The sequence below is a fragment of the Acidobacteriota bacterium genome, assembly GCA_034211275.1.
In the GTDB taxonomy this organism is placed as follows: Bacteria; Acidobacteriota; Thermoanaerobaculia; order Multivoradales; family JAHZIX01; genus JAGQSE01.
This window is the reverse complement of record JAXHTF010000146.1, coordinates 1-17,220: the sequence shown is the minus strand read 5'-3', so window position 1 is coordinate 17,220 and position 17,220 is coordinate 1. Positions and strand designations below refer to the sequence as shown.

Genomic DNA, 17,220 nt, shown 5'->3' with positions numbered 1-17,220 from the left:
GGCCTCGTCAGCCTCGGGGGCTGCAGCCTGCTCGGGCGCTGCCTCTGCCTCTGCCGCCGGAGGGGCCTCCGCCGAGCGTCGGGGGTCCTGCTCCGCCGGCAGCGCGTCGAGGCGTTCCTCGGCTCGCTGGCGGACCGCTTTGACCGCGCCGTGCTCCGCCACCTCCGCCAGCTGCGCCGGAGCATCGAGGCGCTCCAGCGCCGCCACGGCGACCTCGCCGTGCTCGTGCTCCTTGGCAACGGCCAGGAGGTGCTCACCGTCGCCGAGGCGGGCTACCGCCGCCTGGGCCACTTCCGAATCCTGGGTGTGCCGGATCACCTCCAGCAGCGCCGCACCGTCGTCCAGGCGGCCCACCGCCTCGTTGCGGATCGCCGGAAGTGCCTCGCTGAGGGCCACCTTGGCCAGGCCTTCCGCGGAGCGGATCTCGCCCAAAGCCTCCCGGGCCTTGGCCTCGTCGGCATCGGCGGCGGCTTCCGCCAGCAGGTGGGTCGCCCGTTCCTCGGCCAGCCGCCGCAGGCTGTCGTCGCTCTGGGCCTCCGCCACCTGACGCAGCAGCTCCGGTTCCTCGAGCTTCTTGATCGCCAGCTGACGGACTTTGGGTTCGTCGTCGGTGCTCGCGATTTCCGACAGCGTTTCCTTCGACTGTGGGCTCAGCTGGCGAACGGCGTCGGCGCGCACGTCGGCGTCGCTGTGTTTCCAGTCCGGGCGAAGTCGGTCGAAAAGGCTCATGGCAACGTCTCCAGGCTTCTGCTTAGGTTGCGGGATCGTCTTCGGGCAACCGGGGTGGGGAGCGGCGTCGAAGGACACCGAACCCGGCTTCGAGGGCGCAGCTTATCGCACCGTGGAGGATACCTGGTTCATCGCCGGTCAATCCAGCCTGAAGCGCGATTCCGGCGCTGCCAATGTGTTTCCACCCTGCGGTTCGCCGCTTTGACCTGTCTGTAGAGGGTCTAACACGGGGGAGCCCCCGCAGGATTCCCGCTCCTTCCGGATCTTCTCGACTTTCACCCCCTGGGGTCTGGAGGGCCTCCTCCGAGGCATGGCGGGCTGCTATCCTTGGCTGTCGCCGATCCCGAGATTCCCCCAACGCCATGCGCCCATTCCTCCTCGCCGCCGCCGTCCTCGTCGCCCTCGCCGCGGCCTTCGCCCTCGGCCGGTGGAGCCACGACCTGCCGTCGTCGGCGCCAGAGGACTCCGGAACCGGGCCAGAAACGTCGGCTGGGGCCCCCGCGGGGGCGGCCCCCGGCCCTTCCTCCGGCGAGCTGCCCTCCGGCGAGTTGCCGGATGCTACCGCCGGCGCCGCGGTCTCGCGATCGCAAGTGACCACGGGGGAGCAGCCGCTGCGGGGCAAGTGGCGGCGGGCGCGTAGCGAGCCCGGAGAGACCGAGGGCGGTGCCGCAGCCGGTGCGGAGCCCAGCGCTGAAGCCGCCGCCGAGCTCACCGCCGTGCCCTATCTCCAGGGCTATCGCCCCGCCGCCGGCGCCACCGGGGTGACGGTCAACGCGCCGCCGGCGGAGCCGGGCCTCAACCTCGTGCTCTCCGCCCACGGCGCCGAGGCCCTGCTGATGACCCTCGACGGTACGGTGGTGCACCGCTGGCGTGCGGCCTTGCGCCGAGTGTGGCCGGACCTGCCGGACAATGCCAACCTGCGCAAGCTCGACTATTGGCGCCGCGCCCGCCCCCAGCCCGACGGCTCGCTGCTGGCGATCTTCGAGATCCACGGCCTGGTCAAGCTGGATCGCGACTCCCAGCTCCTCTGGGCCTATCGCAGCGACGTTCACCACGACCTCTTCGTCGCCCCCGACGAGAGCATCTGGGTGCTCGACCGCCGCGGCAAGGTGGATCCCCGGCTGCACCGCACCGAGCCGGTGCTGGAAGATCTGATCACCGTCCTGGAACCCGAAGGCAGCGTTCGCCGGCAGATCTCCATCCTCGACGCCTTCCTGCGCTCCCCCTTCGCTCCCATGGTGTGGAATCGCCCGGTGGCCGCCGGCGACATTTTCCACACCAACACCCTCCAGCGGCTGGACGGCAGCCTGGAGCACCTGCACCCAGCCTTCCGGGAAGGCAATCTGCTGATCTCGGTGCTCCAGCTGAGCACCGTGGCGATCCTCGATCCGCGCACCGAGGAAATCGTCTGGACCCTCAGCGGCCTGTTCCGCAAGCAACACCAGCCCATCCTCCTCCCTGGGCCCTCTGATCTTTCTGGGCCCCGGGGATCCTCCGGCGCCAGCCTGCTGGTCTTCGACAACCGCGGCCCCGGCGGTGAGCGTTCCCGGGTGCTGGAGATCGATGCCATCACTCAAGAGGTTCTGTGGAGCTACGGCGGCACCGACGACTCCTTCTTCTCCCGCACCCTCGGCACCTGCCAGCGCCTCCCCGGCGGCAACACCCTCATCGTCGAGTCGGAGAACGGCCGCGCCCTGGAAGTCACCCCCGACGGCACCATCGTGTGGGAATACCGCAACCCCCACCGCGCCGGCACCAACGACGAATTCGTCGCTGCCCTGATGGACGTGGTGCGGCTGCCGGTGGGGTTTGGGGGCTGGGGGGAGTGAGCTGAGCTGAGCCGAGAAGGAACTCAGTACGAGCTACGAAAGATCCTCCGCACCCGCGGGGAGATGCGGGTGAGGAGCTCGTAGGGGATGGTGCCGGCGTCGTGGGCGAGGGTGAGGAGATTGGGCTCGTGGTCTTCGGGGCCGAAGACGATGACCTCGTCGCCGGGTTGGACGCGGTCGCCGAGGGCGGTGACGTCGAGCATGGTGACGTCCATGCACACCCGGCCCACCACCGGGCAGCGCTCGCCGTGGAGGCTCATCCAGCCGCGGTTGGAGAGGGCCCAGGGGTAGCCGTCGCTGTAGCCCAGGGCGACCACGGCAATGCGGCGGGGTTCCTGGTCGGTGGCCCAGGTGCGGCCGTAGCCGACGGCGTGGCCCGGGGGAAGCTCTTTGACCGAGACCACCTGGGTGATCAGGCGTAGCGCCGGCTCCTGCTCCAGCGCCAGCCGTTCGTCCACTTCGCTGTAGCCGAAGAGGGCGAGGCCGGTGCGCACCATGGAGTAGTGGGCTTCGGGGAAGCGGGCGATGGTGGCGCTGTTGGCTGCGTGCTCCCAGCGCACCGTCAGGCCGGCGTCTCGAAGGGCCTGGCGGGCCTGGTTGAAGCGGGCGATCTGCTGGCGGGTGAAGTCGTCCGCGGAGGGATCGTCGGCGGCGGCGAAGTGGGTCATGAGCCCTTCCAGCAGCAACCACTCGGAGTCGGCGATGCGCCGTGCCAGGCTCGCCGTCTCGGTGACGAAGGCGCCGGCGCGGCCCATGCCGGTGTCGATCTTGAGGTGCACCCGCACCGCCCGCCGCTGGCGTTCCGCCTCCGCTTCCAACCAATCGATCTGGGCGCCGTCCACCACCTGGGCGGTGAGGCCGTGGCGGACGAATTTGTCCACCTCGCTGTGAAGCAGGTTCTGCACCAGGATGGGGGTGGTGATGCCGCGGTCCCGGAGGGTGACTCCCTCGTCGGGGTAGGCGACGGCGAAGTAGGCGATGCCGGCCTGTTCCAGGGCTCGGGCCACCCGCACCGCATCGAGACCGTAGCCGAAGCTCTTGACCATTGCCATGACCCCCCGCTGGCGGCCCACGGCGCGGTGGATGCGCCGGTAGTTGCCCAGGACGCGGTCGAGGTCGACGTAGAGCCGGGCCGGCGCCACGGAGTCGAAGAGCATGGCGGCGAGGCGCTCGAGGCGTTCCGGCCGGCTGGCTTTGAGCAGGACCCGGTCGCCGGGGCGGCAGATCTCGTCGAGGATCATGGCCGCTTCGGGGATGTCGGCGGCGGTTTCCACGCGCTCTTCCGGCAGGCCGGCGGCGCGGGCGGCGGCGGCGATCTCGGCACCGCCGTCCCCCACAACTACTAGCCGATCCACATCCATCTGGGCGACCCGTCGCCCCACTCGCTCGTGGGCTGCAGCGCGGGCGGCGCCGAGCTGGGCGAGACCTCCCAGCACCGCTACCGCGGCGCCGCTGGAGCGCTCTCGGCGCAGTACCTCGAGGGCTGCTTCGACGCTCACCGGGTCGGCGGTGTAGGCGTCGTTGATCAGGGTCAGGCCCCGGGGAGTGGTGCTGATTTCCAGCCGCATGGGGGCCGGGCGCCATTGGCGCAGGCCGCGGGCGACGCTTTCCTCGGATGCGCCCAGGAGGAGGGCCGCCGCCGCCGCCAGGGCTGCATCCTGCAGCAACGGCGCCCCCGGCACCGCCGGCTCTAGGGGGACTCGCTGGCGGCCGTGGCGCAGGACCGGCGTGCCGTGGTCCTCCTGCAGCTCGAAGTCTCCGCGGCGGCGTTGCAGTGAAGCCACGGTGAGCATTGGTGCGCCGACCTTCTCCAGCGCCTCGCGGCCCAGCTCCTCCCCGGAGGGGACCAGTACCCAGCCGTCGTCGGGCAGGGCGACGAAGAGCCGGGCCTTCTCCCGGGCGGTGACCTCGCGGCTGCCCAGGCCTTCCAGGTGGGCGTCGCCGATGGCGGTGAGGATGCCGTAGTCGGGGCGCACCATGGCCTGCAGCCGGACCATCTCGCCGGGCAGGCTGATGCCGCATTCGATGATCGCCACTTCCGCTGCCAGATCCATCCCCAGCAGGCTCAGGGCCACGCCCACCTGGGAGTTGTAGGACTGGGGGCTGGCGGTGACCCGCAAGTCCCCGGCGAGGGCCTCGTGGAGCATGTCCTTGACGGTGGTCTTGCCGGTACTGCCGGTGATGGCGACGAGGCGGCCGGTGAAGCGCCGCCGGGCCTCCGCAGCCAGTGTTTGCAGAGCCCGGAGCGGATGCTCGACGACGATCACCGCCTGCCCCGGCTGCAGCGAGGACATCGCCAGCGCCTCACCGTGGGGCGGCGACACCACCGCCGCCGCCGCGCCGTCGGCGAGAGCCTGGGCGGCGAAGCGGCCGCCGTCGAAGTGGGGGCCGGCGAGGCCCCAGAAGACGTCCTCCGGGCGGACGCCGGCGCGGGAGTCGGTGAGCACCCGCTGCACGGGGCTCCGGGCGGCGGAGTCGTCCCCGGCGTGCCATCGGCCGCCGATGAGGCGGCACAGCTCTTCGAGTTGCAAGGGCCACATGGTGCGATGAGGGAGAGCGTGGCAGAGGAAGGGCCGCGGGGGGGCCGGCGGCTCAGCCTTCGGCCTGCTCCTCCCAAAGCTTGGCGAGCTCGATGATCACCTCCACCGCTTTGTGCATTTCCCACACCGAGGCCCATTCGAGACGCGAGTGGATGCCGTGCTGGCCGGCGAAGATGTTGGGGGTGGGGAGGCCCATGAAGCTCAGCCGCGAGCCGTCGGTGCCGCCGCGGATGGGCGGTGACTGCGGCTCGAGGCCGGTGCGGCGCAGGGCTTCCCGGGCGAGCTCTACCACCTGGGGGTTCTGGTCGAGGACCTCGCGCATGTTGCGGTAGCTCTCCTGCACCTCCGCATCCACCGCGGCGCCGGGCCAATCCTGCACCGTCTCCTCCGCCAGCTCCTGGAGCCAGCGCTCTTTCTCCGCCAGCTTGGCGGTGTCGAAGTCGCGAATCAACAGGCGTACCACGGTGCGGTCCACCGACGCCTCGACGACGTTGGGGTGGACGTAGCCTTCGTGGCCTTCGGTGGTCTCTGGCGAGAGCTGGTCCTTGGGCAGCCGGTGGATGAAATCAGCGGCGACCTTGATGGAGTTGACCATGGACCCCTTGGCGTAGCCGGGGTGGGTGTTGAAGCCGCGGAAGGTCAGGCTCAGGGAGTCGGCGGAGAAGGACTCGAACTCCAGCCTGCCGGCGGCTCCGCCGTCGAGGGTGTAGGCGCAATGGGCGGCGAAGCGCCCGACGTCGAAGAAGTCGGCACCGCGGCCGATCTCTTCGTCGGGGGTGAAGGCGACGCGGATCTCGCCGTGGGGGATCTCGGGATGAGCGATGAGATATTCCGCAGCCCCGACGATTTCCGCCACCCCGGCCTTGTCATCGGCCCCCAGCAGGGTCTTGCCGGAGGCGGTGATGAGGCTGCGGCCGATTTCCTTCTCCAGCGCCGGGTCGTCGGCCTTGCGCAGCACCACCGAAGGGTCGTCCGGCAGCACCAGGTCCTGTCCCTGGTAGTCCCGATGCAGAATCGGTTTGACGTCCTCGCCGCTGGATTCCGGGGAGGTGTCGACGTGGGCGACAAAGCCGACGGTGGGCACGTGGCGCTTGTCGGTGGTGGCGGGGATGGTGGCCATGACGTAGCCGTGCTCGTCCATGGAGACGTCCTCCAGGCCGAGGATCTCGAGCTCCCCTTTGAGCTGGGTGAGCAGCTCCAGCTGCCCCGGTGTGCTGGGGAAGCGCCCGGCGTTCTCCCGGCTCTGGGTGTTGACGGTGACATAGTTCATGAAGCGCTCGACGACACTGGTCGGGTACTTTGGGCTGATGGGGTCTTTGGGCTCGGGCATGGTCAGGGTGTGCCTCCGGGTCGGGGTCCAGAATCGGGATTGAGAAAGGGGAGCCGGGCTCGAGGCCCTCGTCCCTCTGTGCTCCCGCCTCGTCGCTCCCGGTCGGGGAGCGCGGTTCCCACCTATTGTTCCATTGTTTGGCCCTCTCGGAGCGGCGGTCGGCAACTCTGCGGGCCGCTTACGCCTCTGGACAACTCAGCCCCGACTCACTATCCTCCTAGAGCGATTTGATTATTTTTTACTCTGTAGTTCATCGGGATGACCACCAAGAGCGGAGACTGAAACTTGGCTGCGCCTGCTAAGACCGTGGCACAGGTCTTCCAGGAAGGCATCATCGCCTGCCGGGAAGAGCGCTGGCGCGAGGGCTACACCTTGCTGAATCGGGTGGCCCAGGGAGTAGCGGAAGGGCAGAAGCTGCCATCAGTGTTTTACTCCTACCTGGGCTTGTGCATGGCCCTGTGCGATGGCCGCAAGGACGAGGCCTTGAAGCTCTGCCGCTATGCGGTTCGCCAAGAACCCCGGCAGCCGGAAAACCAGCTCAACCTCGCCGTCGCCTACCGCATGCTGCTGCGGCGCCGGGAGTGCTTGAAGGCTCTCCAGCGGGGTCTGCGACTGAGCCCCAACCATCCTCGGCTCCTCGCCCTGGAGCGGGAGCTGGGGATTCGCCGCAAACCCGTGCTGCCGTTTCTCCAGCGCACCAACCCGCTGAACAAATACCTGGGGATCGCCCGCGCCCGCTACCAAGAGTGGCGGTCCAAGCGCCGGCAGACGCGCCTGGAGGAAGAGGCTCTGGCGATGCTCGACAAGACCACCTGGAAACCCTGAGCGGGTTATCGCTCTAGCTTTTATTTTACTAGGTTCGTCAGAGAGTTAGAGGCGGGGTGGTTCTCATCCACCCTGCAAGGCGCTGATGATCACGATCAGCAACGCGCCACCCCAGACCAGCAGCGACAGTCCCCCGCAGCCGAGCCCGATGGTGGCGTGGGCCTTGCCGTGCACCTGGGGGTTTTTCTTGACCCGATCCAATCCCTTCCAGCCGAGGATCACCGCCGGGATGGCGAGGAACAAGCCGAGGAACGGAAAGATGGAAAAGAGTCCTAGATAGTAAGAGACGAGAGCTGGAGGATTGGCCGTAGGGATCAACCGACTCCCGCTCTCGCCGTCCGCCGGTGGAGGAGCGCTGCCGGCAGGTGCACCCTCCAGCGGTGCGCTGCACAGGGAACAGAAATTGGCTTCCGCGGAATTCTCCGCGCCGCAGCGGGGGCAGATGCTCATCGGTGATTCTCCGTTCAGGGAGTATGCTCCGGGCCCTGCTCATCCCGCAAGGCTTCCTCGTGCCGCTCGGTCTCTTCTGGTGGCTGTTCACTCTTCTCTGGCTCGAAGCGTTCCCGGAGCTCTCGATAGGTCGATCGCGGGTCTTCCTGGTCGCCCACGGTGATCGTGCCGGTGCCGGCCTCCCAGTCGACGGAAGAGTAGGGATCTTCTTCCGTTTCCTTGGTCCTCCAAGTGCGCTGTAACTCGTCGTAGAGGAATCGGATCAGCTGCCAGTCGAATCCAGTGTTCTGTGAGGTGCTCTGGCCGACGTTGTGAAGAAAGCGAATCTCCTCGACAGTAGAAGCTGGGAGCGTGGAGCCAACGGCCTCTTCGGCGAGAGCCGCTTGGAAAAGATCTTGCCAACTCGTCTCGTTCGGATCCGGAGCAGTCCTGAAGGCTTCACGATGCTCGATCTGGAATCCATCGCTGGTTTCTAGCGAGATGCGAATTTCCGGCTGTGAGTCTCGGAGATCTTGAACCAATCCGCGGACACCCTCGGTTTCATAGCGGGAGCTTTCCTCGCCAGTGGACACGGCGAGTCGAGCGGACCAGCCGGATTCGAGGTCTTCCAGGCTGCCGACAAACGCCCCTTCCTCGGCGATGTGCTCGAAAGTCCAGAGGGCGCGGTTCTGCTCGGGGGTGAGCAGTTTCCACACCAAAAGATCGCCCGCCTCGTCGTGGGAAGATTCCTCGATGGCTTCCGCCAGGACGTTCTCCGAGTCGCCGCGCCAGACCAGATGCCGACGGACCTCCGAGGAGTCCGCAAGACTTGGGCTCCATGGGATCAGGGTGAGGAGAGTGAGGAAAATGAGGGTTGATCCACTAGCTCGAACCAGCTTTGGATGTCGCTCAGGCTTCTTCATGGGCAGCCATCGATATCCGCAAAGTGTCCTAGACATAGATCTCGACACCGCGTCTTGGCGTTGAAAGCTCCTCGTTCACATACCGCTTGGCCGGCGCCGCTGAGCGTACTGCATTGACAATCGACCGCCTCGGCCTCCTGGCCATCACAGCAATTCCGACAGCCATTGCAGGTCTTCCCACGCTGTTGGCATCCCTGGCCACCATTGTCGTCGGCAATGGTGGCAGGGTAGTGCGGGTTGACGGCGAAACTGCAGTCCTCCGGATCTGCAAAGTCGTGGGAGTAGTGATGTGAATCGCCGAGGCAGTGGTTGGGGTTCTCCGTCGCCTGCGCCACCGTGCCAAAGCAGAGTAGGGCTAGTAGGAAGGGGAGGGTGGAAATTGCAGTGATTCTTCTCATTAGAAGATGATATTTATCCGTGGCCCTGGGAGCAAACGTACCGAATGCCGTTTGCGGCCCATGTTCCTCCGGGATAGCATGCTGGAGCTAGTCGCTACGGGTCTGGAGCCGGGTTGGGCTTCGAGACGGTGGTGCCACCGGGACGACACGATAAGAGGACACCATGTTCGACGGATTGCAGAGCAAGCTTACCGACGTTTTCCACAATCTGCGTGGCGAAGGCCGGGTGACCGAGGAGACGCTCAACGCGGCGCTGCGGCAGATCCGTCTCGCCCTGTTGGAGGCGGATGTCCACATTCGGGTGGTGCGGCCGTTCATCGACCGGGTGCGGGAGCGCTCCCTCGGCGCCGATGTCCTGGGGAGCCTGACCGCAGCGCAGCAGGTGGTCAAGATCGTGCGCGACGAGCTCACCGGGCTGCTCGGCGAGGAGAGCCAGGAGCTGGTGCCCTCGAAGCAGCCGACGGTGGTCTTGATGTGCGGTCTGCAAGGTTCCGGTAAGACCACCACCAGCGGCAAGCTGGCGCTGCGGCTGAAGGGCCAGAACCGCCACCCGCTCTTGGTGGCCGGAGACTTGCAGCGTGCCGCCGCGGTGGAGCAGCTGATTCAAGTGGGCTCCCAGGTCGACGTGCCGGTGGTGGCGCCGGAGGATGGGGAGAAGGTCCAGGCGCTGGCCAAGCGCGCCCTCAAGGTGGCCAAGGATCGAGGTCACGACCTGCTGATCTTCGACACCGCCGGCCGCCTGCACGTCGACGACGAGCTGATGAGGGAGCTCGAGGGGTTGGTGAAGATCCTCGACCCGCAGGAGCTCTTCTTCGTCGCCGACTCCATGACCGGTCAGGACGCCGTGCGCAGTGCCGAGAGCTTCCAGCAGAGCCTCGACCTCACCGGCGTCATCCTTACCAAGATGGACGGCGACTCCCGCGGCGGCGCGGCGCTGTCCATCCGCACCGTCACCCGTCTGCCCATCCGCTTCGTCGGCGTCGGCGAGAAGCTGGAGGAGCTCGAGCTCTTCCACCCGCAGCGCTTGGCCGGCCGCATGATCGGCATGGGCGACGTCATGAGCCTGATCGAGAAGGCCGAGCGGGGCATCGACAAGGACGAGGCGGAGCGCCTGGCGCAAAAATTGGTGCGGCAGGAGTTCACCCTCGAAGATCTCCGCGACCAGCTCCGCGCCATGCGCCGCATGGGGCCGCTCAAAGACATGCTCAAGCTGCTGCCCAAGGCCGGCATGTTCAAGGGGCTGGACGCCAGCCAGGTGGACGACGGCCAGTTCCGCCGCATCGAGGCGATCATCAACTCCATGACCCCGGACGAGCGCCGGCGGCCGCAGATCATCAACCCCAGCCGCAAGAAGCGCGTCGCCCGGGGCTCCGGCACCTCGGTGGTGGAGATCAACCGCCTGCTCAAGCAATACAAGATGATGCGCAAGATGATGAAGGGCTCGAAGGGCAAGATGATGCGCAAGATGCTCGGCGGCGGTATGGGCGGCGATCTGGACAAGATGATGGGCGGACTGGGGAAGGGTCTGGGGAAAGGCATGGGCAAGGCCCTGGGGAAGAAAAAGGGCAAGGGCCTGCCGGACGACCTCTTCGGCCCCGGCGGTCCCCTCGGCGGCGGCGGCGGCAACAATCCCTTCGGCTGATCCGAGAGGTTCATCTTCCAGCAAAAAAGCCCGGCAGAGCGCCGGGCTTTTTTTGTTGCGGGAATGTTGGCGGGAAGAGTCTACTGGCTCAGGCTCGAGTAGACGATGGCGGTGAAATTGTCCGGGTTGAGGAAGCCACCGCCCCATTGCTCGTCGAAATCGGCGGTGGGCTTGGCGGCCTGCACCTCTTCCAGACTCTTGCCCTCCGCCACCAGGGGCGCGACCTTGGCGCGGATCCCTTCGAGCATGGAGCGGAAGCTCTCGAGGTCGGCGCGGGTACCCAGCGGCCCGTGGCCGGGGATGATCTTGGTGTCCTCGTCGGCGATCTCGAGGATTTGGCCGGCGGCGGCGATCATGCCGTCGACGGAGCCGCCGGAGGAGACGTCGATGAAGGGGTAGAGGCCGTTGAAGAAGAGGTCGCCGGTGTGGATCACATTGGCGCCGCGGAAGTGCACCACGGCGTCACCGTCGGTGTGCGCCGGCGGTACGTGGAAGGCGTGGATCTCCTGGCCGTTGAGGTGGAAGGTGACGGCGTCGGTGAAGGTGATCACCGGCAGCGCCACCTCCGGGGCCGGGGGCACCTCCATGTTGAAGGCTTCGATGATCTGACCTGCCGCCATGCGAGTGCGCACGCCCTCGTGGGCGACGATGAGGGTGCCGGTCTTGCCCAGATTCTCGTTGCCGCCGGTGTGGTCACCGTGCCAATGGGTGTTGAGCAGGAAGCGGATGGGGTCTTCGTCGATCTTGGCCACAGCGGCGCGGATCTTGTCGGTGAGAGGGGCGTATTGATCGTCGATGAGGAAGACGCCGTCCTCGCCGGTGGAGACGCCGATATTGCCACCGGCACCGACCAGCATGGCGATGCCCGGGGCGATGGAGACGGTTTCGATCTCCACCCCTTCGAGATTCGGCTGCGCCAGGGCGGCGGGAGCGAGGAGTAGCACGGCGACGAGGGCTGGGAGTAGGGCACGGGAAGTCCGCGACGAGATTTGCAGCATGGAGGCCTCTTTTCTAACTCTGGTCATTCTGACCTTGGGCGAGTCGATGGATCATTGAGTAGAGATCGCACCGAGCCGGCACAGGGCTCGGGGAGCTGAATTGAATTCTGGCGATCCTGCGGCACTTTAGCATCGGCGTCAGGAGCTGTCCTCGACGAGTCCAGGTGCCCGCGGTATCCTCGACGAGGCAACACCGAATCCCCCGCGAGTCCCCATCCTTCATCGGTCGATATTCACAGGTAGGTTCTATGCAGAGTTTCCAGACATCCTTCGCCTTCCTTCAGATCCTCCCCGAGAACGCCGCCAAGGAACTGCCGGATTGGGGCAACGTTCCCGAAGCCGCCGGCGAATGGATCGCCGGTTTCGGGATCGAAGCCGAGACCGCCGAGGTGCTCGGGCGGTTGACCGTGCTCGCGGGGATCCTGGTGGTGGCGGTCCTCGCCTTCTTCCTCGCCCGGGCTTTGATGCGCCGCGGTCTCATGAGCCTGGTGCGCCGCACCCGCACGAGCTGGGACGACGCGCTGGCGGAGAAGCGGGTCTTCGATCATCTGGCCCAGCTGTCGCCGGCACTGGTCTTCTACTTCGGTGCGCTGGTGCTCTTCCCGCAGCAGGGGACGCTCTTCGGATTGATGCAGCGCCTGGCCTTGGGCTACATGGTGGTGGTGGGCGGGCTGGCCATCAACGCCTTCCTGTCGGCGGTGGTGGTGATCTACGAGACCAGCTTCCAGGGCGCCCGGGAGCGGCCCATTCTGAGCTACGTGCAGGTGGCGAAGATCGTGCTCTGGGTGCTGGTGGGAGTGTTGCTGGTGGCGGCCTTGATGGAACGCTCCCCCTGGGCTCTGCTGGGCGGCCTGGGCGCGCTGACGGCGGTGCTCCTCTTGGTCTTCAAGGACGCCATCCTGGGGCTGGTGGCGAGCATCCAGCTTTCCGGCAACGACATGGTGCGGGTGGGGGATTGGATCTCCATGCCCGAATTCGACGCCGACGGCGACGTCATGGAGATCTCCCTGACCACCGTCAAGGTGCGCAATTGGGACAAGACCATCTCCACCATCCCCACCTACGAGCTGATCTCCAGCACGATGAAGAATTGGCGCGGCATGACCGAATCCGGCGGCCGGCGCATCAAGCGTTCGTTGTTGATCGATTTGACCAGCATTCGCTTCCTCGACTCGGAGCTGCTGGAGAAGCTGCGCCGGATCCAGATTCTGCGGCCCTACCTGGACGAACGGCTGGCGCAGGTGGAGAGCTGGAACCAGGAGCACGACATCGAGGAGTCCGGCAGCCCGGTCAACGGCCGCCGCCTGACCAATATCGGCACCTTCCGGGCCTACATCGAGGCGTATCTGCGGGGGATTCCCGAGCTCCACGACGACATGACCTTCTTGGTCCGTCAGCTGGCGCCGACGGAGAAGGGCCTGCCGATGGAGGTCTACGTCTTCAGCCGGGAGCAGCGGTGGGCCTATTACGAAGCCCTACAGGGAGACATCTTCGACCACCTGCTGGCCTCGGCGGCGGAGTTCGACCTGCGGCTGGTGCAGATTCCCACCGGCAACGACCTGCGGGCGCTGGCTCGGGAAGTGAGCCTGCGAGGTGAGCTGCCCCATCTGGAATCCCCCGACGAGGCTTCGGAAGCTCCGTCAGGCTCGTAGATTCGGGCAAGCTAAACCTCGGCGATCCGGGCCCCGACTGTCCCTTTTTTCTCTCTGCCGCGCACGTACCTGGCGAGAGGATTCGAATCTCCTGAACCGAATCTGTTGGACAGGGCGCGGCGGGCTGGTTGAACGGGCCGCCCGGCCGCGCCCTGGTCATTGATTTTCCTGCGAGAGGGCCCCTGACGTGACACAGACTCCCCCGACCACAGAGCACAGTGCCCGAGCTTCTAGAATCCACGACCTGGTGGGCGTCGGTTTTGGACCGGCGAATATGGCCCTGGGGGCATTGCTGGAGGAGGCGGAAGAGGCCGAGGGGCTGCGCTACGAGTTTCTCGAGGCCCGCGAGGCTCCCTGCTGGCATCCGGGCATGCTGCTTCAGGGCTCGATGTTGCAGGTCACCGTCCTCAAGGACCTGGTGACCATTCGGGATCCCCGCAGCCGGTTCACCTTCCTCAACTATCTCAAAGATCAAGATCGGCTCTTCGAGTTCCTCAATCTGCGGGACCTCTTCCCCTGCCGGGCCGAGTTCAACCATTACCTGACCTGGGTCGCGGACCAGCTGAGTCATCGGGTGCGCTTCGGGCGCGAGGTGATGGGCATCAATCCGGTGCCCGGGCGAGACGGTGGCTGCGAGCTGCTGGAAGTGCGGTCGCGCCGCCGCGGCGCCGCCGCGGACGAGCCAGAGGAACGGCTGCTGGCCCGCAACGTGGTGGTCGCCACCGGTGGTACGCCGTGGGCTCCCGACGGCATCGAGGTGAGCAACGAAGGCCCGGTGATCCACTCGCACCAATTCCTCAGCCGCATCCACGATCAATACCCGGACCGCGATGCGCCCTACCGCTTCGTGGTGGTGGGCGGCGGTCAGAGCGGTGCCGAGCTCTTCCTCTACCTGATGGAGCATTTCCCCAACGCCCGGGTCACGGCGGCGCTGCGCCGCTTCGCCTACAAGCCGGTGGACGAGAGCGACTTCACCAACACCATCTTCTTCCCGGAGATGGTGGATTTCGTCTACGACCTGCCGCCGGAGCGCCGGAAGGAAGTGATCGACAGCTTCCGGGATGTCAACTACGCGGTGGTGGACCATCCGTTGATCCGGCGCATCTACCGAGCCATCTACGACGAGAAGGTGGTGGGGAAGGAGCGGGCGAAGATCCATCCCTTCTTGGGATTGCAGGCGATCCGTCAGCACGGGGACGGAGTGGTGGCGGAGTTCGAGGAGCTGCTGAAAGGTGGTTCGGTGGAGATGGAGGCAGACGGCTTGATCCTCGCCACCGGCTACCGCTGGAGCACTCGCCACCGGCTGTTGGAGGGACTGGCTCCCCACCTGCAGCAGGAAGCCGACGGCGAGTACGTGGTGGAGCGGGATTACAGCATCGCGCCCCGGGACGGTTTCGAGCCGCGGGTCTACCTCCAGGGCTACTGCGAGCGCACCCACGGCATCGGCGAGACGGTGCTTTCGCTGCTCCCCATGCGCGCCGAGGACATTTGGAAGTCGATCCTGCGCCGCCGGGTGGAAGGCCGCGGCGAGCCCGCCCTGGCCGGCGCCCCGGCCTGAGGGCGCCCCGGCGGCTCCGCGCGTCCCCGAGGCCCATACTCTTGAGGCCCATACTCTTGAGGCCCGTACTCCTGAGGCCCTAAGACCCCATGACCCAGTGACTTCGTCCGCACGTCATTTTCACCTGCCAGGAGGCCCTTCGTGCTGATCCGCAAGATCGATCCCGAGACCTTCGTTCACGCCTACAACGTCGACCTCCAGATGCTCTATCCGTGGGACGGCGTGGTCGAGCCGCCCTTCGGTGCGGCGTGGGCGACGCTGGCTCCCGGCGAGTCCACCAAGCCCCACGCCCATCAGGAGTGCGAGACCTTCTTCGTCTTCCAGGGACGGGGCGAGATGGCCATCGGCAACGAGCGGCAGGAGATCGGCCCCGGCGACGTCACCTTCCACCGGCCCTTCGACAATCACGTCCTGACCAACCTTTCGAAGGACGAGAATCTCGTCTTCCTCACCGTCTATTGGGAGGATCGGGGGCAGTGGGAGGCCGGTGGCGAGAAGCCGGCCTCCGAGTCCGGAGAGGCGGCGACGGAAGCCGCGCCCCAGCAGCGAGTGATGGTCACTGCAGCGCCGCCCACCCCCAACGGCGACCTGCACCTGGGGCACCTGGCCGGCCCCTACCTGAGCGGCGACTTCCACACCCGTTACCTGCGCCTCACCGGAGTCGACGCCTACTTCGCCTGCGGCACCGACGACAATTGCATCTACGTCAAGACCCAGGGCGAGGGCATGGGGTTGAGTCCGGGAGAAGCGGCGGATCACTTCAGCGACCTGATCACCGAAACCCTCGAAGCCGCCGGCATCGATCTGGCGGTCTTCCCGCGTCCCAACGCCTCCGGCTACCACCGCAGCCTGGTGCAGGACTTCCTCCGCCGTCTCTACGACGCCGGCGCCCTGGAGGAGCGGGAGGCCGATGCTCCCTACTGCGAGACCTGCGAGAGCTACCTCTTCGAGTCCCACATCGCCGGCGACTGCCCGCATTGCGGCATCCGCATGGTGGGCAATACCTGTGAGCCCTGCGGGCGGGTCAACGATTGCATCGACCTGGTGAACCCCCAATGCACCGTCTGCGACGCTGTCCCCTCCCGGCGGCCCTACCGACGGTTGATCTTTCCCCTCAGCCAGCATCGGGAGATGCTGCAGGAGTACTACCGCCAGGTAGAGATGACCTCGCGGCTGCGGGCCTTCGTGGAAGGGGTGTTGGCGGACGGGCTGCCGGATGTCGCGGTGACCCATCCGGCGGATTGGGGCATCGAGGTGCCGTTGGAGGGCTACGAGGATCAGCGCATCTACGTTTGGCTGGAGATGGCTCCCCGCTACTTCGCCTACGCCCGGCATCTGGAGGACGTGCGCGGCGCCGAAGGGCTGGAGGCGGGGGACGCCGCCGGCTGGGAGCGTTGGTGGAAGGCGCCGGAGGCGTCGGTGGTGCAATTCTTCGGTTTCGACAACAGCTTCTACTACGGCATGTTTCTGCCCGCTCTCTTCCATGCCTTCGATCCCGACCTGAACCTGCCCCGGGGGCTGATCACCAACGAGTTCTACCGTCTCGACGGGCTCAAATTCTCCACCACCCGCGATCACCGCATTCTGGGCCGGGACCTGCTGAGCCAGGCGCCGCAGGACGCGGTGCGCTTCTTCCTCGCCCACACCTGTCCTGAGCTGGAGGAGACCAACTTCACCCGCGAGCACTTTCACGCCGTCGCTAGCAGCGAGCTGCGGGACGGTTGGTTGGCGTGGCTCCAGGATCTGGGAGAGCGCTTAGCGGGGGATCAGGAAGGCCCGAATCAGGAGAGCAAAGTCCCTGCCACCGGCGACTGGACCGGCGAGCACCGGCGGTTCCTTCAGCGCCTCCAGGGGCTGGTGGAGGCTGCCGGGGAAGGCTATTCGGTGCCCGGGTTCTCGCCCCAGCGGGTCACCCGGGTGCTCACCGAGGTGGTGCGCGAGGCGCGCCGCTTCGCCGCCGGTCAGGACCACTGGCGCGGCGTTCCCACCCGCACCGAAGAGCTGCGCACTGGCCTGGCGCTGGAGTTGCTGGCGGCGAAGGTGCTGGGCCTGCTGGCGGCCCCGATCATGCCCGACTTCGCCGAGCACCTCTGGCGGGCTCTGGGCTACGACGCCGGCCCCGGTGACGGCGCCTGGAACGACGCGCTGGAGTGGGTGCCGGCAGGACAGACGGTAACCCTGGCGGCGAGTCAGGGCCGGACGCTGATCCCCGGCCTCGACGATCTGGCGGGCTGAAGGAGCTTTCTCTAGCCCGGATTATTCATGGAAGTCCGCTGATCCAGCCGTGAGCCGGTCGATCGGAGACCTTCCTCGGCCCCGAATCGCCAGTTGGACGGTCTTTGCAGCCCCATCGAAAGGCTGCCCACG

At 66.8% G+C, this 17,220-nt stretch carries 12 protein-coding genes; 6 read left to right on the top strand and 6 right to left on the bottom strand.

The genetic code is table 11. The features are described 5' to 3' along the window. Positions 1-729 (bottom strand): hypothetical protein (locus tag SX243_18810; GenBank protein ID MDY7095030.1); only part of this gene is annotated, 729 nt, incomplete at its 3' end. 362 nt (positions 730-1,091) lie between these two features. Here SX243_18810 and SX243_18805 point away from each other — a divergent pair. Beyond that, a complete protein-coding gene (locus SX243_18805) occupies positions 1,092-2,558 on the top strand; it encodes an arylsulfotransferase family protein (GenBank protein MDY7095029.1) in 1,467 nt (488 codons plus the stop codon). A 23-nt stretch (positions 2,559-2,581) separates the two neighbouring features. Here SX243_18805 and alr read toward each other — a convergent pair whose 3' ends face one another. Both alr and pepT read right to left on the bottom strand, forming a co-directional pair. Next, positions 2,582-5,098, bottom strand: a complete 2,517-nt coding sequence (gene alr / locus SX243_18800) for an alanine racemase (GenBank protein ID MDY7095028.1) — start codon at positions 5,096-5,098, stop codon at positions 2,582-2,584. Between the two features lie 52 nt (positions 5,099-5,150). Beyond that, positions 5,151-6,428, bottom strand: a complete 1,278-nt coding sequence (pepT, locus tag SX243_18795; GenBank protein ID MDY7095027.1) for a peptidase T — start codon at positions 6,426-6,428, stop codon at positions 5,151-5,153. 285 nt (positions 6,429-6,713) lie between these two features. On the opposite strand from pepT, the gene SX243_18790 reads away from it, so the two are divergent. Next, positions 6,714-7,253, top strand: a complete 540-nt coding sequence (locus SX243_18790) for a hypothetical protein (protein ID MDY7095026.1) — start codon at positions 6,714-6,716, stop codon at positions 7,251-7,253. A 63-nt stretch (positions 7,254-7,316) separates the two neighbouring features. Here the strand turns inward: SX243_18790 and SX243_18785 are convergent, their stop codons facing one another. Then, positions 7,317-7,703 (bottom strand): zinc ribbon domain-containing protein, encoded by a 387-nt coding sequence (locus tag SX243_18785; GenBank protein ID MDY7095025.1) that lies wholly within the window; start codon positions 7,701-7,703, stop codon positions 7,317-7,319. Between the two features lie 14 nt (positions 7,704-7,717). After that, positions 7,718-8,605: a hypothetical protein gene (locus SX243_18780; GenBank protein MDY7095024.1), complete on the bottom strand. Its 888-nt coding sequence runs from the start codon at positions 8,603-8,605 to the stop codon at positions 7,718-7,720. Between the two features lie 561 nt (positions 8,606-9,166). On the opposite strand from SX243_18780, the gene ffh reads away from it, so the two are divergent. Beyond that, positions 9,167-10,645, top strand: a complete 1,479-nt coding sequence (gene ffh / locus SX243_18775; protein MDY7095023.1) for a signal recognition particle protein — start codon at positions 9,167-9,169, stop codon at positions 10,643-10,645. Positions 10,646-10,725: 80 nt separating this feature from the next. On the opposite strand, the gene SX243_18770 is transcribed toward ffh, so the two are convergent. Continuing rightward, a complete protein-coding gene (locus SX243_18770) occupies positions 10,726-11,643 on the bottom strand; it encodes an MBL fold metallo-hydrolase (GenBank protein MDY7095022.1) in 918 nt (305 codons plus the stop codon). Positions 11,644-11,891: 248 nt separating this feature from the next. Between SX243_18770 and SX243_18765 the strand changes: the two genes are divergently transcribed. From SX243_18765 to SX243_18755, 3 genes are all read left to right on the top strand, one after another. Next, positions 11,892-13,295 carry a mechanosensitive ion channel gene (locus SX243_18765; protein ID MDY7095021.1) on the top strand — a complete coding sequence of 468 codons (1,404 nt, stop codon included), beginning with the start codon at positions 11,892-11,894 and terminating at the stop codon, positions 13,293-13,295. A gap of 247 nt (positions 13,296-13,542) precedes the next feature. Continuing rightward, positions 13,543-14,853, top strand: a complete 1,311-nt coding sequence (locus SX243_18760) for a SidA/IucD/PvdA family monooxygenase (protein ID MDY7095020.1) — start codon at positions 13,543-13,545, stop codon at positions 14,851-14,853. A 141-nt stretch (positions 14,854-14,994) separates the two neighbouring features. Then, on the top strand, positions 14,995-17,088 hold the full coding sequence (locus SX243_18755) for a class I tRNA ligase family protein (protein MDY7095019.1): 2,094 nt from the start codon (positions 14,995-14,997) through the stop codon (positions 17,086-17,088). Positions 17,089-17,220: the final 132 nt, after the last annotated feature.

Excerpts from the sequence above, each read along its gene's own strand:
- pepT (MDY7095027.1), bottom strand. The coding sequence starts at position 6,428 with ATGCCCGAGCCCAAAGACCCCATCAGCCCAAAGTACCCGACCAGTGTC.
- SX243_18805 (MDY7095029.1), top strand. The coding sequence starts at position 1,092 with ATGCGCCCATTCCTCCTCGCCGCCGCCGTCCTCGTCGCCCTCGCCGCG.
- ffh (MDY7095023.1), top strand. The coding sequence starts at position 9,167 with ATGTTCGACGGATTGCAGAGCAAGCTTACCGACGTTTTCCACAATCTG.
- SX243_18785 (MDY7095025.1), bottom strand. The coding sequence starts at position 7,703 with ATGAGCATCTGCCCCCGCTGCGGCGCGGAGAATTCCGCGGAAGCCAAT.
- SX243_18780 (MDY7095024.1), bottom strand. The coding sequence starts at position 8,605 with ATGAAGAAGCCTGAGCGACATCCAAAGCTGGTTCGAGCTAGTGGATCA.
- alr (MDY7095028.1), bottom strand. The coding sequence starts at position 5,098 with ATGTGGCCCTTGCAACTCGAAGAGCTGTGCCGCCTCATCGGCGGCCGA.
- SX243_18765 (MDY7095021.1), top strand. The coding sequence starts at position 11,892 with ATGCAGAGTTTCCAGACATCCTTCGCCTTCCTTCAGATCCTCCCCGAG.
- SX243_18770 (MDY7095022.1), bottom strand. The coding sequence starts at position 11,643 with ATGCTGCAAATCTCGTCGCGGACTTCCCGTGCCCTACTCCCAGCCCTC.